The following is a 22,678-nucleotide window of genomic DNA, read 5'->3' as shown; positions in this document are numbered from 1 at the left end:
ACAGGGCGCCTGGGGCGCCCCGTCTGGCTTACTCGACAGGAACTTCGACAGGCGACTGTTTAGGTTGGCTGTCTTCATACTCTTGCGCCGCTTTCAGCGCATCGGCATCTGCCTTGGCCTTGGCATCCGCGGTTTGCTGCAGCTTATCCAGTTGCTCCGGCGTGATCAGTTGCAGGCGCAGGACCATGCGCTGCACCAGTTCGCGACGCATTTCCTTGCGCACCTGGATGGTTTCGGAGTCCGAACCCACCAGGTTGTTGCCGTCGTGGCTCACGACTTTCTGTATCTGGATCTTGTCGCCCATCAGCGGCAGGTGGTCATGGCCCTGGATTTCGAAGAAGAGCGTGGTGCTCAGCTCAATGTCCGAAGCACGCCCGGCGCTGGCGTAGCTGAGGCTGCGCTGCTCTTCTTTTTCATCCACCAGGTTCAGTTTGTAAGCCGCGCCTGAATAGACTTTGACGCCACTGTTTTCCAGGACCTGGCGCAGCTGTTGCACTGTCTCGCCGTAGGAGTTGCGGGCGGTGACGTCCAGTTCCTTGATCGCCAGTTCGGTGGTGCCGGTGCCGCGCAGCTGGAAGCCGCAAGCGCTCAGCAGCACGGCAAGGCCCATAACCAGCAGATTGCGTTTGATCATTTTGATGCTCCCCTTGAAACCATGTGGGCCTTATCGAGGCCCTGGAGGTTTTGTTCGGCGCCAGGGTTATTCCCTCGGCGCCCGATCCGATTAGCTAGCGACGATATTGACCAGTTTGCCGGGCACCACGATCACTTTGCGGATCGTCAGGCCTTCGGTGAAGCGCAGCACGTTCTCATTGATACGGGCGGCGGCTTCGACGTCTTCACGGCTGGCGCTGGCCGGCATATCGATCTGGCCACGCAGCTTGCCGTTGACCTGAATCACCAGTTGCAGCGTGTCCTGTACCAGGGCGCTGTCATCCTGTACCGGCCAGCCGGCATCGATGACGGCACCGCTGTGGCCCAACTGGTTCCACAGTTCGTGGCTGATGTGCGGCGTGATCGGCGCCAGCAGCAGGGTGACCGTTTCCAGGCCTTCCTGTACCAGTGCGCGGTCCTGTTCGGTGGCCTGCGGCGCTTTCTCCAGCACGTTCATCAGCGTCATCACCTGGGCGATGGCGGTGTTGAATTTGTGGTGCTGGCCCACGTCCTGGCTGGCGTGCTTGATGGCCAGGTGGGTGCTGCGGCGAATGACTTTTTGCTCATCGCTCAGGGCCGCCACGTCCAGCTTGCCCGGCAAGCCTTGGCTGACATGGGCGTGCGCCAGGCGCCAGACGCGCTTGAGGAAGCGATGCGAACCTTCGACGCCGGAGTCCGACCATTCCGCGCTCATGTCAGGCGGCGAGGCGAACATCATGAACAGGCGGCAGGTGTCCGCGCCGAACTGGTCGATCATCGACTGTGGGTCGACGCCGTTGTTCTTCGACTTGGCCATCTTCTCGGTGCCGCCGATTTCCACCGGCAGGCCGTCGGATTTCAGCTTGGCGCTGATCACCTTGGCCTTGCTGTCACGCTCCAGCTCGACATCTGCCGGGTTGAACCAGGTGTAGGCGCCATTGGCTTCGCGGCGGTAATAAGTCTCGGCAATCACCATGCCCTGGGTCAGCAGGTTCTTGAACGGCTCGTCGGAACTCACCAGGCCTTCATCACGCATCAGCTTGTGGAAGAAGCGCGCGTACAGCAGGTGAAGGATGGCGTGTTCGATACCGCCGATGTACTGGTCTACCGGCAGCCAGTGGTCGGCCGCGGATTTTTCCACCAGGCCGCCTTCATAGTGCGGCGAGGCGTAGCGGGCGTAGTACCACGAAGACTCCACGAAGGTGTCCATGGTGTCGGTTTCGCGTTTGGCCGGGGCACCGCAGTTCGGGCAGGTGCACTCGTAGAATTCGGGCATGCGCGCCAATGGCGAGCCAGCACCGTCCGGCACCACGTCTTCGGGCAATACGACCGGCAGTTGGTCTTCCGGTACCGGCACGTCACCGCAGGTTTCGCAGTGGATGATCGGGATCGGGCAGCCCCAGTAGCGCTGGCGGCTGATGCCCCAGTCACGCAGGCGGAACTGGGTGCGCGAGGCACCGAGGTTTTTCTTGATCAGCGCGACTTCGATGGCGTCGAAGGCGCCTTCGAAATCCAGGCCGTCGAACTCGCCGGAATTGATCAGTGTGCCGTGTTCGTTGTACGCGTCCTGCCACGGAGCCGGGTTGGTGTCGCCCGAACTGGTGCGCACCACGGACTTGATCGGCAGGTTGTACTTGACGGCAAATTCGAAATCGCGCTCGTCGTGGGCCGGCACAGCCATTACTGCGCCATCACCGTAGTGCATCAGCACGTAGTTGGCGACCCACACCGGCAGCTTCTCGCCGGTCAATGGGTGCTCGACGAACAACGAGGTCGGCAGGCCCTTTTTCTCCTGGGTGGCGACGTCGGCTTCGGCGACGCTGCCGCCCTTGCATTCGGCGATGAACGCCTGCAGCTCGGGGTTGTTCTGTGCAGCCTGGGTGGCCAGCGGGTGTTCGGCGGCCACGGCGACGTAGGTCGCGCCCATCAGGGTGTCCGGACGGGTGGTGAAGACTTTCAGTACACCTTCTGCGCCGATGGAGTCGACGTTGTAGGGGAACTGCACTTCCATGCCACGGGACTTGCCGATCCAGTTGCGTTGCATGGTCTTGACCTGCTCGGGCCAGCCCGGCAAATCATCGAGGCTCGACAAGAGTTCATCCGCGTAGGCGGTGATCTTGAAGTAGTACATCGGGATTTCGCGCTTTTCGATCAGCGCGCCGGAACGCCAGCCGCGGCCGTCGATCACTTGTTCGTTGGCCAGCACGGTCTGGTCCACCGGGTCCCAGTTCACGGTGCCGCTCTTCTTGTAGATCACGCCTTTTTCGAACAGGCGAGTGAACAGCCATTGTTCCCAGCGGTAGTAATCAGGCTTGCAGGTGGTCACCTCGCGGGACCAGTCCACCGCCAGGCCCAGGCTGCGCAGCTGGGTCTTCATGTAGGCGATGTTTTCGTAGGTCCACTTGGCGGGCGCTACGTTGTTCTTCATCGCGGCGTTTTCCGCCGGCATGCCGAAGGCGTCCCAACCCATGGGTTGCAGGACGTTCTTGCCCAGCATGCGCTGGTAGCGGGAGATGACGTCGCCGATGGTGTAGTTGCGCACATGCCCCATGTGTAGCTTGCCGCTGGGGTAAGGGAACATCGATAGGCAATAGAAAGTCTCCTTGCCTGGCTGTTCACTGACTTCAAAGGACTTTTGCTCATCCCAGAACGACTGGGCGGCATTTTCTATTTCACGGGGCTGATATTGTTCGTGCATGGCTACTTTTGAACTGAATAGGGGTGGCCTAATCCTCTTCGGTGCAACGTTCAGGTTGATCGACACCAAAAAGCGGCGCGTCCGTGCCCAAACCCTGCGGGAAGTGGAGTTACAGGAAGCGCCGTAGCATACATGACCCCACTCTATCGAGGGAAACCCTGATTGCGCCGCCGAGGCCGTTGGTCGCGGCGCCAGGCAGGCAGGGCAAGCAGGACTACGCTGTTTAGTGGGGAGTGAGTCTTATCTTCAATGAGGTGAGGGATGGTTGATTCGCAGCGAACTTTAACGAAACCGCAGGTGTACGAAGGACTGATCGACCGTTTGGGTCGAGCACTGGATGCAGCAAAAACCGCAGGCCGATTGTGTGATGAACGGCCTCTGGAGTTGGAACTGCGTGGCTTGAGCCAGGCAGAGCTGGACGTGATCAGGGTGTATCTGGAATTGAATGAGCATCGCGCGTCCCATGGCATGGCCTCCCCGCCAGCCCAGGAGTTTTCGCGATCGGCCAAGGTGGTATGGCTCAAGGATTTTTCGGCCGGTCGCAGCCCGGAAAAACTCCGGTCCGTGCGTTTCAAGTGAAGTACCGCGTTAGTGATCTGTAGCCTTCTCAGCGTCTGTTCCTGTAAAGATTGTCGCTTAACCCCGTTACACCTTAGGCTTCGGGCATCTTTGGAGATGCCCGATGCCTATTCGCTATTTCATTAAACAATTGTTGTTGCCGCCCGGCATCCTGTTGCTGTTGCTGGCCCTTGCCTGGTGGTTTCGTCGCAGCCGACCGCGGCTGGCGGCCGTGTGCTTTGCCCTGGGGTTTGGCGGGATGTGGCTGATGAGCCTGCCGGTGGCGGTTCAATGGGGCGCAAAGGCCCTGGAGACCGAGCCGCCTCTGGCCCGTGATGAATGGGCGACCCTGGCGCAGCGGGCTGATGCCATCGTGGTGTTGGGCTCGGGGCGTGAGCGCGGGGATCCGGCGTGGGGCTCCGATCAGCCGACGGGTATCGGCCTTGAGCGCCAGCGCTATGCAGCCCGCCTGGCCAAGGCTTCGGGCTTGCCGGTGCTGACCACCGGCGGCTTGCACTACGGCACACCGCCCAGCGAGGCGGAGTTGATGGCGGTATCGATGCAGGATGACTTTGGCGTGAGCGTGCGCTGGAAGGAAGAGCGCAGCCGTACCACGTGGGAAAACGCGCAGATGAGTGCCGAGATTCTGCTGCCGCAGGGGATCAAGCGTGTGGTGGTCGTGACTCAGGCCTGGCATATGCCGCGCTCGCGCTGGAGCTTCGAAAAGGCCGGGTTCACGGTTGTTCCGGCGCCAGTGGGGTTTCTTGGTTTGGACAATGCCCGGCCATTGGGTGGCTGGATGCCGGAGTTCAAGTCGGTATGGCAGAGCGGGCAGTTGCTGAATGAAGCGGTGGGGCAGGTAGGTTACCGGATGTTTTACAGGTAATACCGCAGGTCAAATGTGGGAGCGGGCTTGCTCGCGAATGCAGTGTGTCAGTCACTGGTGCTTTAACTGACAGATCGCATTCGCGAGCAAGCCCGCTCCCACATTGTTGTCCGAGTATTTCTGTTAAACCGTTTTCGACATCCGGCCCGCCAACAGCGCCCAGCCAAACAGGCCAAGGCACAGGATGATCAACGGCCACGAACGCCATTCCAGGTAAGGCGTGAGGTTGTGCATCGGCACGACCTCGCCGTAGAGAATCCCGCGTTCAAACTGCGGGATCTGCACGGTGATCTGCCCGTACGGGTTGATCAGGCCAGTGACGCCGTTGTTGGTGGCGCGGATCATCCAGCGCCCGGCTTCCAGGGCGCGCATCTGGGCCATCTGCAAATGTTGCAGCGGGCCGATGGAGCGGCCGAACCAGGTGTCGTTGCTGATGGTCAGCAACAAATCGCTGCGGGCCGACAGGCCGGCGGCGAACTCCGGGTACACCACTTCATAGCAAATGAACGGCGCAATCTGATAGCCCTTGGCTTGCAGCAAAGCCTGGTCGGACGGCCCGCGGGCGAAGTCCGACATCGGCAGGTCAAAGAACGCGATCAAGCCGCGCAACATGTCCTGCAGCGGCACGTACTCGCCAAACGGCACCAGCTTCTGCTTCAGGTAGGTGCCGTCGCCTTCGCCCACCACCGTGATGCCGTTGAAGAAGCGCTTGTGGTGATGCACTTCCTGGCGGATCGGTACACCGGTGATCAGCGCGGTGTGCCGGTCGGCAGCGAACTTGCCCATCATGCCCAGGTAGCCCTCGACGGATTCCTTGAGCACCGGCACGGCGGTTTCCGGCCATACCAGCAGGTCGACAGGCTTGGAGCTGAAGCTCATGTCGCGGTACAGCGCGAGCTGCGCATTGAGCTGCTCGGGGTCCCACTTCATGCTTTGTTCGACGTTGCCCTGGACGGCTGCCACGGTCAGCGGCGCGCCGGCGGGGGTGGTCCATGCATGATGCTTGAGTGCCAGGCCGATGGCCCATGGCGCCACCAACAACAGCAAGCCGGCACCGATGAACAGGTTGCGCTTAGCCGCCAGCAGACGCGGCAGGTTGCAGATCAGTGCGGCGGTCAGCGCCAGGGCAAAGGATATCAGCCACATCCCGCCCAGCGGCGCGAGGCCGGTGAGAGGACCGTCGAGCTGGCTGTAACCGGAATAGAGCCAGGGAAAACCGGTGAGGAACCAGCCGCGAAACGCTTCCTGGCCAACCCACAAGGCCGCGAAGGCCAGGGCATCGGCCAGTGGCGCTTCGTTGCGGCGCAGCCAGCGCGCCCACAGCCAGGCGGGCAGGGCAAAGAACCAGGCAATGGCCGCCGTAAACGCCAGCATCAGCATGCCCGCCAGCAGCACCGAAGCGCCGCCGAAGTGGTGAATGCTGTAGTAGATCCAGCTGGTACCGGCGCCAAACAGGCCGAAACCGAAACACCAGCCGCGCCACAAGGCCTGGCGCGGTGTCAGTTCACGCAATCCCGCATAAAAGAACCCGGCCGCCACCAGCGCAAACGGCCAGAGGTCGAACGGCGCCAGCGCCAGGGTGGTGATGGCGCCGGCCACCACGGCCAGCAAGTTACCGGGCCAGCCGGGTGCAATCATACGGCGCATGTCAGTCCTTAGCGGGCAATAGGTGTCAAACGGATCAAGTGAATACGGCGGCTGTCGGCATTCAGGATGCGGAAGCGATAGGCACCGATCTCGGTGGTCTCGTTACGCTTGGGCAGGTGCCCGAACGCACTCATCACCAGGCCGCCAACCGTGTCGAATTCATCGTCGGAGAATTCGCTGTCGAAGAACTCGTTGAAGTTCTCGATCGGCGTCAGGGCCTTGACCAGGAAGTCACCGCTGGGCAGCGGCTTGATGTAGCTGTCTTCTTCCACATCGTGTTCGTCTTCGATGTCACCGACGATCTGTTCCAGCACGTCTTCGATGGTCACGAGGCCGGCCACACCGCCGTACTCGTCAATCACGATGGCCATGTGATTGTGGTTCGCACGAAATTCGCGCAACAGCACATTCAGGCGCTTGGATTCAGGGACGAAGGTGGCAGGACGCAGCAGGTCCTTGATGTTGAAGCTGTCGCCGTTCTCCTTGAGGATCAGCGGCAGCAGGTCCTTGGCCAGCAGGACGCCCATGACGTCGTCATGGCTTTCGCCGATCACCGGGTAGCGCGAGTGCGCCGAGTCGATCACGGCCGGGAGGAATTCCCGAGGGGTCTGGGTCGCCTTGATGCTGACCATCTGCGAGCGCGGAACCATGATGTCCCGTACTTGCAGGTCAGCTACCTGGATGGCGCCTTCGACGATGGCCAGCGCTTCGCTGTCCAGCAACTTGTTCTGATGCGCCTCGCGCAGCAGCTCCAGCAGCTCCTGGCGGTTTTTCGGCTCGTGGGCAAAGGCCTGGGTGAGTTTCCCCAGCCATGACTTTTGCCCGTTGCTCGATCGGTCTTCGCTCATAGCGATTACTCTAAATCCTTTATTGTTTCAGTTAGGTGTAGTTGCAATTTCGTCGTCTGCATACGGGTCACGATGACCCAGTTCTGCAAGCAACGTTCGTTCCAGTGCTTCCATTTCTTCGGCTTCGTCATCGTCTATATGGTCGTAACCCAAGAGATGCAAGCAGCCGTGGATGACTAGATGGGCCCAATGGGCCTCAAGTTCCTTGCCCTGTTCCTTTGCTTCACGCTCGACCACTTCGACGCAGATCACCAGGTCGCCCAGCAACGGGATATCCAGCAGCTCATCGGGTACGTCGGCGGGAAACGACAGCACGTTGGTCGCGTAGTCTTTTTGTCGCCAGGTGTGATTCAGTTCACGGCCTTCGGGCTCGTCCACCAGGCGAATGGTCAGCTCCGAGTCGGCGGTGCGCTGGCGCAGGGCCAGGGTGCACCACTGGCGGAACTGTTCTTCGCTGGGGGCGGGCGCTTCGGTGGCCAGCTGCAGGTCAAGCTCAAGCATCGCGGCGAGTGTCCTTGGCCGGTTGGTCGTCGCGGTGTTCGAAGCGCTCGTAGGCTTCGACAATGCGCTGCACCAACGGGTGACGTACCACGTCTTTGGGCATGAAGTGCGTGAAGCTGATCCCCGGCACGTCCTTGAGTACGTCGATCACCTGGGCCAGGCCCGACTTGGTGCCTTTGGGCAGGTCGACCTGGGTGACGTCGCCGGTGATCACGGCGGTGGAGCCGAAACCGATCCGGGTCAGGAACATCTTCATCTGCTCAACGGTGGTGTTCTGGCTTTCGTCGAGGATGATGAAGCTGTTGTTCAGCGTGCGGCCGCGCATGTAGGCCAGCGGAGCGATCTCGATCACCTGACGCTCGATCAGCTTGGCCACGTATTCGAAGCCGAGCATCTCGTAGAGCGCGTCGTAGAGCGGGCGCAGGTACGGGTCGATCTTCTGGGCCAAGTCGCCGGGCAAAAAGCCCAGCTTCTCGCCGGCTTCCACCGCCGGACGCACCAGCAGGATGCGTCGCACCTGTTCACGCTCCAGGGCGTCGACCGCGCAGGCCACGGCCAGGTAGGTCTTGCCGGTACCGGCAGGGCCGATGCCGAAGTTGATGTCGTTGCCCAGGATTTCCTTGACGTAGCGCTGCTGGTTCAAGCCGCGAGGGCGAATCATGCCTTTCTTGGTGCGCAACGCGACGCTGGCTTCGGCTACCGGGTTATTGGCCAGGTCCTCCACGGCGGATTCCTGCAGGTACAGGTGCACCGTTTCCGGCGACAGCTCGCTACCTTTGGTTTCCCGGTAGAGGCGGCGCAGAAGGTTTTCTGCCGAGGTGGTGTGCTGGGGTTCACCAATCAGCTCGAATTGATTGCCGCGGTTGCGGATCTCGATGCTCAGGCGTTGTTCGATCAGGCGCAGGTGCTCGTCGAACTGTCCGCACAGATTGGCGAAACGGCGAGCCTCAAAGGGCTCGAGGAGAAAACGATGTGGTTCTATGGGTGCGTTCAAGGTCGTTTTTAGCCGCCCTGGGGCAATTAAGATGAAATCAAGGATAACGCCAGCAGGCTGCGTGCGAAAGCACTTATATATCCCGAAGCTGGCACCGTTCTAATGTGGGAGCGGGCTTGCTCGCGAATGCGATGGGGCAGTCAGCCTGTTCGTTGCCTGATACACCGCCTTCGCGAGCAAGCCCGCTCCCACATTGGTTCCCGGTGGCCGAATTATTGTTACACCAGCGAACCGCGCAGCGAGTGCGGTTGTGCCGCGTCGATGTGCACGTCGGCGAACTGCCCGATCAGTGTCGGATTATCACAACGGAAGTTGACGATCCGGTTGTTCTCGGTCCGGCCCTGCAATTCGCCAGGGTCTTTTTTCGAGTAGTCGGTCACCAGGATGCGCTGGGTCGAGCCCACCATCTGTCGGCTGATCTCGAAACCCTGTTGGTTGAGGCGATGTTGCAGGGCGTTCAAACGCTCCTTCTTCAACGCTTCCGGGGTTTCGTCGAGCAGGTCAGCCGCCGGAGTGCCCGGGCGCTGGCTGTAGACGAAGGAGTAGGAGAAGTCGAAGCCTACGTCTTCGATCAACTTCATGGTCTGCTGGAAATCTTTCTCGGTTTCCCCTGGGAAGCCGACGATAAAGTCCGAGCTGATGCAGATCCCCGGCACCGCCGCACGCAATTTGCGCAATTTGGATTTGTATTCCAGGGCGGTGTGGTTGCGCTTCATCGCCGAGAGAATGCGGTCCGAGCCCGATTGCACCGGCAAGTGCAGGTGCTTGACCAGCTCCGGCACTTCGGCGTGGGCCTGGATCAGGCTGTCGGAGAACTCCAGCGGGTGCGAGGTGGTGTAGCGAATCCGCTCGATCCCGTCGACGGCAGCCACTACGCGGATCAACTCCGCGAGGTCCGCCAGGCGCCCGTCGTGGGTCTGGCCACGGTAGCCGTTGACGTTCTGTCCCAGCAGGGTCACTTCACGCACGCCGTTCTCGGCCAGGTGAATGATCTCTGCCAGCACGTCGTCGAACGGGCGGCTGACTTCTTCGCCGCGGGTGTATGGCACCACGCAGAAGGTGCAGTACTTGCTGCAGCCTTCCATTACCGACACATAAGCGCTTGGGCCGTCGATGCGCGGCTCGGGCAAATGGTCGAATTTTTCGATTTCAGGGAACGAGACGTCGACTTGCGGCAGCTTGGTGATGCGCGCGGCGTCGATCATTTCCGGCAGGCGGTGCAGGGTCTGCGGGCCGAATACCACGTCGACGTACGGTGCGCGGTCGCGAATGGCGGCGCCTTCCTGGCTGGCCACGCAACCGCCGACGGCGATCACCATGTCCGGGTTGGCCAGTTTCAGTTCACGCCAGCGGCCCAGCTGCGAGTAGACCCGGTCCTGGGCCCGCTCGCGGATCGAGCACGTATTGAGCAGGATCACATCGGCGTCTTCAGCGCGAGCGGTGACTTCCAGGGCCTGATGTTCACCCAGCAGATCGACCATGCGCGAGCTGTCGTACTCGTTCATCTGGCAACCGTGGGTTTCGATGTAAAGCTTCTTGGCCATGGGGATCGTCAACTGGTGGTAAAGAACCGCGCATTATAGGGGGCATGCCGATAGGTTCCTAGCACTGTGCATCGGACGCCATGCTATAGTTCGCGCCCTCTTTTAAATCCCCCGATGTGTTACCCGCCCACCATGACCAAACGTGAAGCTCCAATCTACAAGGTGATTTTCCTTAACCAGGGCCAGGTGTTCGAAATGTACGCCAAGCAGATCTATCAAAGTGATCTGTGGGGCTTCCTGGAAGTGGAAGAGTTCGTCTTTGGCGAGCGCACGCAGCTGGTCGTCGACCCGGGCGAGGAAAAACTCAAGGCTCAGTTCGAAGGCGTGGTGCGCAGTTTTGTGCCGATGCATTCGATCGTGCGCATCGACGAAGTCGAGCGCCTGGGCACGCCGAAAATCAGCGAGGCCCGGGGCATGAGCAATGTCATGCCGTTTCCGATGCCGATGCCTGAGAAGTGACGTTCAACTATTTTGTAGGGTATTTCTGATTCTTGCCTCTCGTGCATGGACATTCTGTTTAAAAAACAGCAGATTTTGTTTATGCAGAGAGGGCGCCATGAATACATCAATAATAAAAAGCCTGTTTCAATGGGACGTGAGTTCCACTTTTTTAATTAACTCTCCATCAAAAAGGCTCTGCCCTGGAATACAAGGGTATTAGCGTTTTATCGCCTGGCATTAGTTAACACCGAATTTCTTATGACGCAGTCATCAACGGACTTATCTGTTCGGGAGTAGCCCTGTGCGCGATCCTCGTTATGACATTTTGTTTGAGCCGGTACAAATAGGCCCGGTTCGCACCCGTAACCGCTTTTATCAAGTTCCCCACTGCAATGGCATGGGCCATGTGCATCCTTCCGCCATGGCACGCATGCGCGGGATAAAAGCCGAAGGTGGGTGGGGCGTAGTCTGCACTGAAGAATGTGAGATCAGCCCGCTGAGCGAGTTCTCTCCCTACATAGAGGCGCGCTTGTGGGATGAACGCGACATCCCGGCGCTCGCGCGAATGTGTGAGGCCGTCCACCAGCACGGGTCACTGGCCGGCGTAGAGTTGGCATTCAATGGTTACTCGGCCCCCAACCGCTACAGTCGTGAGATTCCCTGGGCGCCCTCCAATACGCCGGTGCGTGGTTATGACCCGGTACAGGCCCGGGCCATGAGTCGTGCCGATATCCAGCAACTGCGCGCCATGCACCGTGCCGCCGCACTGCGGGCGCGGGACGCGGGGTTTGACATCATCTATGTCTATGCCGGGCATGACCTCGGCGTGCCGTTCCATTTCCTCACGCCACGCAACAACCGCCGTACTGATGAGTATGGCGGTGTGCTGGAAAACCGCGTGCGGCTGTTGCGCGAGTTGATTGAAGACACCCGCGATGCGGTGGGTTATCGGTGTGCCGTGGCGGTACGCCTGGCGGTAGACGAGCAGAGGGTCGACGGCCTGTCTCGCGATGGAGAGGGCGCTGAAATATTCTCGATGCTGGCGGACTTGCCGGATTTGTGGGACGTCAACGTCGCCGATTGGTCCAACGACAGTGTAACGGCGCGCTTTGCCTCGGAGGGTTATCAAGAGACCTTCCTGTCGGGTCTGAAGGCTCTGACCCGCAAGCCGGTGGTGGGCGTCGGGCGGTTCACCTCGCCAGACACCATGGTCTCGCTGGTCCGCCGTGGCGTCCTGGACTTGATTGGCGCGGCCCGCCCCTCGATTGCTGACCCGTTCTTGCCGAAGAAGATTGAAGAGGGTCGAGCGGACGAGATTCGTGAGTGCATTGGCTGCAATGTCTGTGTCAGTGGCGACCACACGAGCACGCCGTTGCGCTGCACGCAAAATCCGACCATGGGCGAGGAGTGGCGACGCGGTTGGCACCCCGAGTCGGTCAATCGTGCGCTTCAACCTGGGCGGGCGCTGGTGGTCGGCGCAGGGCCCGCAGGGCTGGAGTGCGCGCGGATACTGGGCGTTCGGGGCATGGAGGTGGCGCTGGTGGACAGCTTGCGCACCCTTGGCGGACGGGTGGCGCTGGAGTCCCGGCTTCCAGGATTGGCGAGCTGGGGGCGGGTAATCGACTATCGGTTGGACGCCTTGAGTCGCCTGGCGTCGGTTGAGATTTATCGGGAGAGTCGATTGCAGGCCCAGGACATCCTGGACTTCGCCGCAGAGCATGTATTTATCGCCACCGGCTCCCGCTGGCGGCGGGACGGGTTGGGACGAGCCCTGCGTCGCCCGTTACCGGGCCTGGAAAGCCTGCCCGTCATCACGCCGGATGATTTGATGGCCGGTGTCCTGCCGGCGTCACCAGTGCTGCTGTTCGATGACGATCACTATTACATGGGCAGCGTATTGGCTGAGCACCTGGTGGCGCGGGGCGTGCAAGTGATATTCGTCACCCCGGCGTCGGATGTGGCGGCCTGGACCCACAACACCCTTGAGCAACACCGCATCCAGCGCCGCCTGCTGGAGCTGAACGTCACGATCGTCCCGTCCCATACGTTGGTCAGGTGTATGCCTGAAGGCCTTGTCGCAGGGTGCGTCTACACCGAGCGGACACGCTTCATTCCCGCCGCTTCCTTGCTGTTGGTCACTTCCCGCGAACCTGAGCAGGCGTTGTATCAGGCGTTGAACAGCGCACCCGAACAGGTGCGCGCGGCCGGGATCGGCACGCTGACGTTGATCGGCGATTGCGTGGCGCCCGGCACGATTGCTGCGGCGGTGTATTCGGGGCATCGAATGGCACGGGAGTTTGATGCACCCGTTGATTCTTTATTGGTCCGGCGAGAGATTCCGCTTATCGAGGTGTAGTCAGTCTTGCTGTTTATTTAATAACGAGGAATACAATAATGAAAAAAACAATCCTGATGTTATTCGCTGTTCTTTTATTAAACACCCCACTGTTTGCCAATGACTATGCCGTCATCCGTTTTGGTGTTGATCCCAATTACGCGCCTTTTGCCTATAAAGATAACAAAGGCACGTTGACGGGGTTCGAAGTTGATATCGGTAACGCCCTCTGCACTCAGTTGCGTGTTCGCTGCCAATGGGTTGAAAGTGATTTTGACGGGCTGATTCCCAGTCTGAATGCCGGCAAGATCGACGCCATCCTCGCCTCAGTGACGGTCACCGCCGCACGAGAAAAGGTGATTGATTTCTCCTCGGAGGTATTTTCCAGCCCCACCGCCATGGTGCTCCGCCCCGGCGCTGAGCTGGCCAAGGGTACGGCTGTTGGCTATCTGCAAGGCAGTACCCAGGAAGTCTATGCCCGCCAAGTGCTCGCCGGGCAGGGCATAAAGATCGTGGCTTATGCCGATCAGGAACAGGTGTATGCCGATCTCGTGGCAGGGCGGCTGCAAGCCTCATTGCAGGATGCACAGCAAGCGCAAAGCGGATTTATGCGCACAGCCCAGGGTGCGGGGTTCGTCCTCGGGCCGCCGATCGAAAGTGCATTGATGCCCTCCAAAAGCGCCATCGGCATCGCCAAGGGCAATCATGCCCTGAAAGCCCTGCTGGATAAGGGCCTCGCGGCACTGCACGCCGAGGGTACCTACGCTCGGCTGCAAGACCAGTACTTTCCGGGTGTGAACATGTTCAGCGGTCAATGACCGTCCTTCAATGGCGAGCGAGAGCGCAAACATGTTGCCCACCTTCACTCAATTCACCTCGACCCTGGACAGTTTTGCGCCACTCTTGTTGGGCGGTGTCTGGGTCACGCTGCAACTGGCGCTACTGTCACTGCTGCTGGGGCTGGCGTTCGGCCTGCTCGGTGCTGGCGCCAAGCTGTCCAGGGTCAGGGCCTGGCGCCTCTGTGCACAGCTCTACACCACTCTGATTCGCGGGGTGCCCGACCTGCTGTTGATGCTGTTGATTTTCTATGGGGTGCAAACCGGTTTGAGTCGTCTGACGCAGGAACTGGGCATGGCCTACATCGAAATCGACCCATTCAGCGCAGGCGTACTCACCTTGGGGTTTATCTACGGCGCCTATTTCACCGAAACCTTTCGTGGTGCCCTGCTGGCTGTACCTCGCGGCCAGTTCCAGGCCGCCAAGGCCTTGGGCATGACCTTCAGTCAGGGCTTCGTGCACGTGATATTCCCGCAAATGATGCGGTTCGCCCTTCCGGGGCTGGGCAATAACTGGATGGTTTTACTCAAGGCGACTGCGCTGGTGTCGATCATTGGCTTGGCGGATTTGGTCAAGGTCGCCCAGGTAGCGGGCAAAAGTAGCCAGCAGTTATTGGCCTTTTTGCTGATGGCCGCATCGATCTACCTGTTGCTCAGCAGCGTTTCAAACCTTGCCTTGCGCTGGCTGGCGCGTCGTTACGGCGTCGGTGCGCAGGAGTCGTCACCATGATCGAGTTGATCCAGGAATACTGGCGGCCGTTCATCTATTCCGACGGTCAACAACTTACCGGCCTGGCCATGACCCTATGGCTGACCAGTGCCTCGCTGTGTCTTGGCCTACTGCTGGCACTGCCCTTGTCCATCGCCAGGGTGTCATCCAGATGCTGGCTGCGTTGGCCGGTGCAATGCTTCACCTACCTGTTTCGCGGCACGCCGCTGTATATCCAGTTGCTGATCTTTTATACCGGGATCTACAGCATTGCCGCCGTGCGTGAACAGCCCGTGCTGGATGCGTTTTTCCGTGAGGCGCTGAACTGTACGCTGTTGGCATTTGCCCTGAATACCGGCGCCTACACCACGGAAATTCTCGCGGGCGCCATTCGGGCGATGCCTCGTGGTGAAGTCGAAGCCGCCCGATCCCTGGGGTTCGACGGCTGGAAGCTGTATGTCCACCTGATCATGCCATCCGCATTGCGCCGCTCATTGCCCTACTACAGCAATGAGGTGATTTTCATGTTGCATTCCACCACGTTGGCGTTCACCGCCACGGTGCCGGATATCCTGAAAGTGGCACGGGATGCCAACGCCGCAACCTTCCTGACCTTTGAATCATTCGGCTTCGCAGCAGCCCTTTACCTGTGCATTACCTTTGCCTTGGTAGGTTTGTTTCGCCTGGCTGAACGGCGCTGGCTGCGTTTTCTGGATGCGGCCCGATAGGAGATCGAAATGCAGACCCACGTGCATGAGTTGTTGGAGGTCGTACCGGGGACGACGCGACAGATTCGCAGTTTTCATTACGGCCCGGCCAATGCAGCCGGCAAGGTTTATATCCAGGCGTCCCTGCACGCCGATGAACTGCCGGGCATGCTGGTCTTATGGCATCTGAAGCAGCGGCTGGCGCACCTGGAGGCAGCAGGGTTGATGCGTTGGTCGGTTGTGGTGGTGCCGGTGGCCAATCCGCTGGGGTTGGAGCAAGTGTTGATGGATGTGCCCCAGGGGCGCTTCGATAACGACAGTCGGGAAAACTTCAATCGTTTCTTCCTCGACGTCAGCCAGCAGGTCGGTGATCGCGTCGAAGCCCTGTTGGCGGATGAACCGGGCGCCAATCTGCAACTGATCCGTGGCGCCTTGCTGCAAACACTGGCCAGCCAGGAGCCGGCGACACAGTTGCAATCCATGCGCTTGACCCTGCAAACGCTGGCTTGCGATGCCGATATCGTGCTGGACCTTCATTGCGATTTCGAGGCCGTGCAGCATTTGTATTTGTCGCCGGATTTCTGGTTGCACGTGGAGCCTTTGGCCCGTTACCTGGGAGCCAGGGCGTGTTTTTTGGCCAAAGAGGCCGGCGGGCAATCGTTCGATGAGTGTTTTACGTTGTTCTGGGCGCACATGCAGGCGCGTTTTCCCGGGCGCTTTTCGGCACCGGGGTTTGCTGTGACTGTAGAGCTGCGGGGTGTTGCCGATGTGGATCACGGACTGGCGCGTCAGGATTGCCAGGCGTTGATCGACTACTTGATTCAACGGGGAGCCATTGACGGCCAGGCACCACCGCTACCGCCATTACTGAATGCGCCAACGCCGTTGGCGGGAGTAGAACCGGTGGTGAGCCCAGTGGGAGGCTTGATTGTGTTTTGCGCGAAGGTGGGGGATTACCTGGCGGCCGGGCAAATCCTCGCCGAAGTTATCGATCCGATCACTGATCGGGTGACACCGGTTGCTTGCACCCGAGAAGGGCTTTTGTATGTTCGATCAGTGCGGCGAATGGCGAGTGCCGGTATGACGATTGCCCATGTAGCTGGCCCGAAGGCGCATCGACAGGGTTATCTGTTATCACCTTGAAGGATCCGGCAGCGGCGAAAACGGCGAGCTGCCATCTGCGCTCTGCAGTTCCTGCAGGTAGTTGCGGAAAATCTGTCCCAGCACTTGGGTAGCCACTTCCAGTTCGTCGCGCTGCATGTGTTCGGCCACTTCGTCGGCCGTGTCCAGTGCATCTTCGGCGCCGTTCACCGCCGCCATTTTCAGCACGATGTACGCCTGGACGTTATTGGCCGGTACGCCTTCGCCGTGGAAAAACATGGTGCCCAGCTGGAATTGCGCCTGCGCGTGGCCCTGCAACGAGGCTTTCTCGAAGTAGCTCAAGGCTTTGTTGAGGTCGCGTGCGGGGTTTTTACTGTCGTAGAAGTACTCGCCCAACTCGTATTGCGCCTGCGCATCCCCGCCATCGGCCTGTTTCTGGCACGCGCTCAGGGCCTCGGCCTGGCTTTCCGGCTGGGTATTGAGGGTGCAACGACCCATCGCTGGGATTAACAACGAGTTGCCGCCTGCCTGGGCATACGCCAGCAGCGGCTGAAGGAGCAACAGGCAGCCCAGAACCAGGGTGCGGCCGGTGCGTTTCATGGGAATCGACTTACCTCTGACGGGGCGCGGGACCCACGGGGGGATCCAATAAGCGCGCATTATGAAATAAGCAGGCACCTGCTTACAAAGTCTTTACTCGTTTTTCTGCTGCGTGGGCAAGTTATCTGCCGGATTGCAGGTGAATTCTCGAAAAAAGACGGAAATGTCTGTAAGCAAAGTAGCAAATCTGACGCCGCCAGGGGCGGCGCCTGATTTTTGATCCGCTTATTTCAAGGCGGCGAAGGCGCGTTCGGCAGCATCGAGGGTCAGTTTCAGCTCGGCGTCGCCATGGGCGATCGAGGTGAAGCCGGCCTCAAAGGCGCTCGGTGCCAGGTACACGCCCCCTTCCAGCATCAGGTGGAAGAAGCGCTTGAACAGGTCGGCATCGCTGCCCATCACGTCGTCGAAGGTGACGATGTCGTCGGCGCCGCTGAAGTACAGGCCGAACATGCCGCCCGCCTGGGTGGTCACGAACGGAATGCCGGCGGCATCGGCGCGCTGTTGCAGGCCGTCCAGCAGGCGAGTGGTGTAGTCGGTCAGCTCGGCATGGAAGCCCGGGCGGCTGATCAGGCGCAGGGTGGTCAGGCCGGCGGCCATGGCCAGCGGGTTACCCGACAGGGTGCCTGCCTGGTACACCGGGCCCAGCGGCGCGATGTGCTGCATGATTTCGCGCTTGCCGCCGAAGCAGCCCACCGGCATGCCGCCGCCGATGATCTTGCCGAAGGTGCTCAGGTCCGGCGTGACGCCGTAGTAAGCCTGGGCGCCGCCGAGGGCAACGCGGAAGCCGGTCATCACTTCATCAAAAATCAGCACTACGCCGTGCTTGTCGCACTGTTCCCGCAGGCCTTCCAGGAAGCCCGGCGCCGGCGGCACGCAGTTCATGTTGCCGGCCACCGGCTCGACGATGATGCACGCCACTTCCTGGCCGACTTCGCTGAGCATCTGCTCGACGGCAGCGATGTCGTTGAACGGCAGGGTCAGGGTATGTTTGGCAAACGCGGCCGGCACCCCGGCGGAGCTCGGTACGCCTTGGGTCAGCGCACCGGAACCGGCCTTGACCAGCAGGCTGTCGGAGTGGCCGTGGTAGCAGCCTTCGAACTTGATGATGCTGTCGCGGCCGGTAAACCCACGGGCCAGGCGAATCGCGCTCATGGTGGCTTCGGTGCCGGAGCTGACCATCCGCACCATCTCCATGGAGGGCACGATGGAGCACACCAGGTCAGCCATCTCGGTTTCCATGGCGGTCGGTGCGCCATAGGAAAGGCCGTGTTGCAGCTGCTGGCGCACCGCGTCCAGTACTTCCGGATGGCTGTGGCCGAGGATCATCGGGCCCCACGAACCCACGTAGTCGACGTAGCGCTTGTCATCTTCGTCGGTGACGTAGGCGCCTTCGGCATGCTTGAAGAACAGTGGGGTGCCGCCAACGCTCTTGAACGCTCGCACGGGAGAGTTCACACCGCCGGGGATGTGTTTCTGGGCATTGGCAAACAGGGTTTCGGAACGGGACATGATCATGTTCTCTGAATTCAAGATTTTAGAAGATCGTTGAAAGCGCGGGCGCGGCGCGTGACTTCCTGGGTGCTGTCGGCACCAAACAGGCCGTGGACCACTGCCAGCAAGTCGGCACCGTGGGCCACCAGCGGCTTGGCATTTTCCAGGGTGATGCCGCCGATCACGCAGATCGGCAGGTGCAACCGCGTGCGGGCCTGGGCCAGCAGTTCAACGGTGGCTGCCGGCGCGCCGGGCTTGGTGTTGGAATTGAAGAAGCGGCCGAAGGCGACATAACTGGCACCTTCGCGGGCAGCCTGCTCGGCCAGTTCGATCTGGCTGTGGCAGGTGGAGCCGATGATCGCCTTGGAACCGAGCAGCGCACGGGCCGGGGTCAGCGGGCCGTCGGTCTGGCCCAGATGCACGCCGACGCCGAGGCGTGCGGCCAGTTCGGCGTCATCGTTGATGATCAGTTGGGTCTTGTAGCGCGAGCACAGCTCCCGCAGTTTTTCGGCTTCCCGCAGGCGGCGCGCTTCGTCGCTGCTTTTATCGCGGTATTGCAGCAGGGTCACGCCACCGTCCAACGCCGCTTCGACGTAGGCCAGGAACTTGCCGGCCAACAGTTGGCTGTCGGTAATGGCATAAAGGCCACGTAGTTTCATCGGGCAGGCCTCTTGGAGTTACGAGCAGAAATCCAACGGCAGACGACGAGGCACGAATTGCCCCTGGCCGAGTTGTTCAGCGTCACGCAGGGTGCGCCAAGTGTAGTTGAGGGCCGATTGCACCGCGCTGACCAACCCTTCGCCTTGTGCCAACCGACCGGCCAGCGCGCTGGCCAAGGTGCAGCCCGAACCGTGATAGCTGCCGGGCAGGCGCTGGCAGGTAAAGGTCTGGCGCGTGCCGTCGCGGCTGTAGAGGCGGTTGTGCACTTCGTGCTCGTCGCCATGGCCGCCGGTGATCAGCAGGTGCTTGATGAACGGCAGCAGTTTCGCGGCGCATTCGTCCGCCGTGCCCTCGGGCAATTCGGCGAGGATGCGTGCTTCAGGCAGGTTGGGGGTGGCGATCAACGACAGCGGCAACAGCCGCTCGCGCATGGCGTAGCCGACCTCGTCCTTGCCCAGGCTGCCGCCGCCGCCGGCGCGCAGCACCGGGTCGCAGACCACCGGCAGATGCGGGTGCGCCTTGAGCAGTTCGACCACGGTGTCGACCATCTCCAGGGAACCGAGCATGCCCAGTTTCACCGCGGCCACTTCGGAGTCACCGAGCACGGCGTTGGCCTGGGCCAGCACCCACTCGCGATCCAGCACGCGGAAATCGCTGACGTTGACGGTGTTCTGCACAGTCAGCGCGGTGACGGCCGGGGCCGCATGACAGCCCTGGGCGAGCAGGGCTTCGATATCTGCCTGCAAGCCGGCGCCACCACTGGGATCATGGCCGGAGAGACAGAGGACAACGGGGCGAGAGCTGTAGATATTCATGGTGCGCGAGCTTACCACCAAACGCTTTTTGGGTGGCTGTCGGGCGATGGTTGAATTTTTAGCGGAGGGGACGGCGGAAGTGGCTGTTTGCTATCATCGTGAAATACAGGTCAAATGCCCTGTAATGCCCGCTCTAGAGCCTTTCAAAAAATTATTTCAATGGTGTCTTTTGGCCTGTAATGGCTATGCTAGAGTGGATTCAAACCAATAACTGTATCGCCGGTTTACGTCTGCTCAAAAGGAATGGAGGCTTTTGACATAACCGGACAGGTCACGCTGGGGCTCTATGCGCTATTTGCTGATGTTACTGTTGACCGGGCTGCCGATGCTGGCCGGCGCAGTCGAGTTCAACGAGACCACCACGCGGTTGCCCCTGGGCCAAGTGATGCAAGTCCTTGAGGACCCCAGTGGCGCCCTGACCATTGGCGATATCAGCTCGCCGGTCCTCGCCAGTCGTTTCAAGACCCACGACAAAGCCACATTGAATGCCGGCTATTCGCGCTCGGTGTTCTGGCTCAAGGTTGATTTGCATTACCGTGCACAGCGCCCGGATGCCCCGCGCCGCTGGCTGCTGGAACTGGCTTACCCGCCGCTGAACCAACTGGAGCTGTACGAGCCTGACAGTGTCGGCAACTATCGACTGGTGTCGCGCACCGGCAGCATCCTGCCGTTTTCCAGCCGCGAAATCCGCCAGAGCAACTACCTGTTCAAGCTCGACTTCGTCCCTGGCCAGCAGGAAACCCTGTACCTGCGCCTGCAAAGCCAGGGCTCGATCCAGGCACCGCTGACCCTCTGGTCCACCACCGCGTACCTCGAAGAACAGCCATTGCGCCTGTACGTGCTGGGTGTGATCTACGGCGTGTTGCTCGGCATGCTGATCTACAACCTGTTCATCTACCTGAGCGTGCGCGACACCAGCTACCTCTATTACATCCTCTATATCGCCTCGTTCGGCCTGTATCAGCTGTCGGTGAACGGCGTCGCCGTGCAGTATTTCTGGCCGAATAACCCGTGGTGGGCGAACGCGGCGGTGCCCTTCCTGATCGGTTCGGCGGCGCTGTTCGGCAGCCTGTTTGCCCGCAGTTTCCTGCACACCGCGCTTTACAGTCGCTGGATCAACCGGCTGTTGCTGGCCCTGGCGGTCAGCGGCGGGGTGGTGATGGTGCTGGCATTGTTCACCAGTTATGCGCTGGCGCTGCGCCTGGCCACCGCCCTGGCGCTGGTCTTTACCGTGACCATTTTCGTCGCGGCCATCAAGGCCTGGTATTGCGGCCAGCGCATGGCGCGATACTTCATCATCGCCTGGACCGCGTTCCTGCTGGGCGGTGTAGTCAATACGATGATGGTGCTGGGCTACCTGCCCAATGTGTTCCTCACGATGTACGCCAGCCAGATTGGCTCGGCACTGGAAGTGGCCTTGCTGTCCCTGGCGCTGGCCGACCGGATCAATTCGATGCGCGAGCAACAGGCGCAAATCCTGTTCGACGCCAGCCAGAAACTCGAAGTGCTCAACACGCAACTGGCCCACAGCAACCAGCTCAAGGATGAATTCCTCGCCACCTTGACCCACGAGCTGCGCACGCCGATGAACGGTGTGATCGGCTCCCTGGAATTGATGCAGACCGAGCCGCTGCCAGGCGACCTCGCGCAGTACCATCAAACCGCCTCCGGTGCGGCCCGCGAGATGATGCGCATGGTCAACGGCATCCTCACCCTCACCGAATTGCAGGCCGGGCGCCTCAGCCCGCAACCCCAAGTGTTCAGCCTGCGTGGGCTGCTCGACACCTTGCGCCAGCAGTTCGCGACCAGCGCCCAGAACAAAGGGTTGGCGTTCTCCATTGATCTGGCAGAAGACCTGCCGGACCGCATCAACGGTGATCCCGGCAAGCTGGCGCAGTGCCTGGATTGCCTGTTGGACAATGCCTTCAAGTTCACCCACGAGGGCTCGGTGCGTGTGCGGGTGGTCGGTGTGCCCCAGGCGGACGGAACGCTGCGCCTGACCTTCATTGTCACTGACACCGGCATCGGCTTCGCCTACCTCGATGAGGCGACCCTGTATCAGCGCTTCTTCCAGCTCGATGGCTCGACCACTCGCCAATACGGCGGCATGGGCATCGGCCTGGCGATCTGCCGGCAATTGATCGAGTTGCTCGGTGGGCGCCTCACCCACAATTCCGAGCCGCGGCGCGGCAGTCGCTTCCAGCTGGAGCTTGCGGTCAGCCCCGTCCAGCCCGAACCCGCTGCCGTGCGGCGAGTACCGCAGGCGCAACGCACGCCGCAGGAGTGCACGGTGCTGCTGGTAGACGACAACAGCGTGGCGCAACTGGTGGTGCGCGGCATGTTGCTCAAGCTCGGTTATCGGGTGAAAACCGTCGACAATGGGCCGGCCGCCCTGGCGTTGCTGCAGAGTCAAAGCTTCGACGCAGTGTTGCTGGATGTGCCCGAGGGCGGCTTTTCGCTGTGCTGCCAGATCCGTGCGTTGCCCGGCTGTGGTGAGCTGCCGGTGATCGCCTTGAGCACCTCGTTACAAGCCCCGGAACGCGAGCGCTGCCACGGCGTGGGTATCACCGACCGAGTGGCCAAGCCGGTACGTTTCGAGGCCCTGCAACGGGTGCTGCAACTGCGGTTGTTGCATATGGTTGAGGGTGAAAGCGCCGCCAATTAGGCGTTTATG

General features: G+C 60.8%; 20 protein-coding genes. 9 read left to right on the top strand and 11 right to left on the bottom strand.

Translation table 11 applies throughout. From position 1 onward, the window contains the following. Positions 1 to 28: 28 nt before the first annotated feature. Both lptE and leuS read right to left on the bottom strand, forming a co-directional pair. A complete protein-coding gene (gene lptE, locus HX817_RS19000) occupies positions 29 to 634 on the bottom strand; it encodes an LPS assembly lipoprotein LptE (protein WP_008436571.1) in 606 nt (201 codons plus the stop codon). Between the two features lie 90 nt (positions 635 to 724). After that, positions 725 to 3,331, bottom strand: coding sequence for a leucine--tRNA ligase (gene leuS, locus HX817_RS18995; protein WP_087694446.1), 2,607 nt, complete (start codon positions 3,329 to 3,331; stop codon positions 725 to 727). Between the two features lie 261 nt (positions 3,332 to 3,592). Here leuS and HX817_RS18990 point away from each other — a divergent pair, with 261 nt between their 5' ends. Together HX817_RS18990 and HX817_RS18985 are read left to right on the top strand one after the other, a co-directional pair. After that, the gene (locus HX817_RS18990; protein ID WP_008436575.1) at positions 3,593 to 3,910 is read left to right on the top strand and encodes a hypothetical protein; all 318 of its coding nucleotides are present in this window, start codon (positions 3,593 to 3,595) and stop codon (positions 3,908 to 3,910) included. Between the two features lie 103 nt (positions 3,911 to 4,013). Next, positions 4,014 to 4,775, top strand: a complete 762-nt coding sequence (locus HX817_RS18985; RefSeq protein ID WP_008436576.1) for a YdcF family protein — start codon at positions 4,014 to 4,016, stop codon at positions 4,773 to 4,775. Between the two features lie 123 nt (positions 4,776 to 4,898). Here the strand turns inward: HX817_RS18985 and lnt are convergent, their stop codons facing one another. The 5 genes from lnt to miaB all read right to left on the bottom strand — a co-directional run bounded on the left by lnt (position 4,899) and on the right by miaB (position 10,309). Beyond that, on the bottom strand, positions 4,899 to 6,422 hold the full coding sequence (gene lnt, locus HX817_RS18980) for an apolipoprotein N-acyltransferase (RefSeq protein WP_003215450.1): 1,524 nt from the start codon (positions 6,420 to 6,422) through the stop codon (positions 4,899 to 4,901). An 8-nt stretch (positions 6,423 to 6,430) separates the two neighbouring features. Further along, a complete protein-coding gene (locus HX817_RS18975) occupies positions 6,431 to 7,270 on the bottom strand; it encodes an HlyC/CorC family transporter (protein ID WP_003215451.1) in 840 nt (279 codons plus the stop codon). A gap of 27 nt (positions 7,271 to 7,297) precedes the next feature. Continuing rightward, positions 7,298 to 7,771, bottom strand: a complete 474-nt coding sequence (ybeY, locus tag HX817_RS18970) for an rRNA maturation RNase YbeY (RefSeq protein WP_003215452.1) — start codon at positions 7,769 to 7,771, stop codon at positions 7,298 to 7,300. Next, positions 7,764 to 8,765 (bottom strand): PhoH family protein, encoded by a 1,002-nt coding sequence (locus HX817_RS18965; protein WP_003215453.1) that lies wholly within the window; start codon positions 8,763 to 8,765, stop codon positions 7,764 to 7,766. The genes ybeY and HX817_RS18965 overlap by 8 nt, the downstream gene beginning before the upstream one ends. Before the next feature lie 218 nt (positions 8,766 to 8,983). Further along, positions 8,984 to 10,309: a tRNA (N6-isopentenyl adenosine(37)-C2)-methylthiotransferase MiaB gene (gene miaB / locus HX817_RS18960; RefSeq protein WP_102369960.1), complete on the bottom strand. Its 1,326-nt coding sequence runs from the start codon at positions 10,307 to 10,309 to the stop codon at positions 8,984 to 8,986. Positions 10,310 to 10,441: 132 nt separating this feature from the next. On the opposite strand from miaB, the gene HX817_RS18955 reads away from it, so the two are divergent. The 6 genes from HX817_RS18955 to HX817_RS18930 all read left to right on the top strand — a co-directional run bounded on the left by HX817_RS18955 (position 10,442) and on the right by HX817_RS18930 (position 16,480). Further along, complete coding sequence (locus HX817_RS18955) at positions 10,442 to 10,768, top strand: DUF1820 family protein (protein ID WP_003215457.1); 327 nt, start codon at positions 10,442 to 10,444, stop codon at positions 10,766 to 10,768. A 283-nt stretch (positions 10,769 to 11,051) separates the two neighbouring features. Next, positions 11,052 to 13,106: an FAD-dependent oxidoreductase gene (locus tag HX817_RS18950; RefSeq protein WP_177040874.1), complete on the top strand. Its 2,055-nt coding sequence runs from the start codon at positions 11,052 to 11,054 to the stop codon at positions 13,104 to 13,106. A gap of 38 nt (positions 13,107 to 13,144) precedes the next feature. After that, positions 13,145 to 13,903: a transporter substrate-binding domain-containing protein gene (locus HX817_RS18945; RefSeq protein ID WP_177008854.1), complete on the top strand. Its 759-nt coding sequence runs from the start codon at positions 13,145 to 13,147 to the stop codon at positions 13,901 to 13,903. Positions 13,904 to 13,934: 31 nt separating this feature from the next. Beyond that, positions 13,935 to 14,651, top strand: coding sequence for an ABC transporter permease (locus HX817_RS18940; protein ID WP_177040872.1), 717 nt, complete (start codon positions 13,935 to 13,937; stop codon positions 14,649 to 14,651). After that, entirely contained in the window at positions 14,648 to 15,358 is a 711-nt protein-coding gene (locus tag HX817_RS18935) for an ABC transporter permease (RefSeq protein WP_003215465.1), read from the top strand. The genes HX817_RS18940 and HX817_RS18935 overlap by 4 nt, the downstream gene beginning before the upstream one ends. Before the next feature lie 9 nt (positions 15,359 to 15,367). Next, positions 15,368 to 16,480: a succinylglutamate desuccinylase/aspartoacylase family protein gene (locus HX817_RS18930; protein ID WP_003215467.1), complete on the top strand. Its 1,113-nt coding sequence runs from the start codon at positions 15,368 to 15,370 to the stop codon at positions 16,478 to 16,480. On the opposite strand, the gene HX817_RS18925 is transcribed toward HX817_RS18930, so the two are convergent. From HX817_RS18925 to HX817_RS18910, 4 genes are all read right to left on the bottom strand, one after another. Then, positions 16,472 to 17,038 carry a tetratricopeptide repeat protein gene (locus tag HX817_RS18925; protein ID WP_177008851.1) on the bottom strand — a complete coding sequence of 189 codons (567 nt, stop codon included), beginning with the start codon at positions 17,036 to 17,038 and terminating at the stop codon, positions 16,472 to 16,474. The two genes, HX817_RS18930 and HX817_RS18925, sit on opposite strands and share 9 nt — an antisense overlap. 225 nt (positions 17,039 to 17,263) lie before the next feature. After that, on the bottom strand, positions 17,264 to 18,547 hold the full coding sequence (gene hemL, locus HX817_RS18920) for a glutamate-1-semialdehyde 2,1-aminomutase (protein ID WP_003215470.1): 1,284 nt from the start codon (positions 18,545 to 18,547) through the stop codon (positions 17,264 to 17,266). 17 nt (positions 18,548 to 18,564) lie between these two features. Next, complete coding sequence (gene thiE, locus HX817_RS18915) at positions 18,565 to 19,188, bottom strand: thiamine phosphate synthase (RefSeq protein WP_177008850.1); 624 nt, start codon at positions 19,186 to 19,188, stop codon at positions 18,565 to 18,567. An 18-nt stretch (positions 19,189 to 19,206) separates the two neighbouring features. Then, a complete protein-coding gene (locus HX817_RS18910; protein ID WP_177040870.1) occupies positions 19,207 to 20,004 on the bottom strand; it encodes a hydroxymethylpyrimidine/phosphomethylpyrimidine kinase in 798 nt (265 codons plus the stop codon). 286 nt (positions 20,005 to 20,290) lie between these two features. Between HX817_RS18910 and HX817_RS18905 the strand changes: the two genes are divergently transcribed. Beyond that, on the top strand, positions 20,291 to 22,669 hold the full coding sequence (locus tag HX817_RS18905; RefSeq protein WP_177040868.1) for a hybrid sensor histidine kinase/response regulator: 2,379 nt from the start codon (positions 20,291 to 20,293) through the stop codon (positions 22,667 to 22,669). Positions 22,670 to 22,678: the final 9 nt, after the last annotated feature.

This window comes from Pseudomonas sp. C6002, assembly GCF_013385805.1.
Taxonomy (GTDB): Bacteria; Pseudomonadota; Gammaproteobacteria; order Pseudomonadales; family Pseudomonadaceae; genus Aquipseudomonas.
The sequence above is the reverse complement of the archived record's forward strand: the minus strand, read 5'-3'. Positions and strand labels throughout refer to the sequence as shown.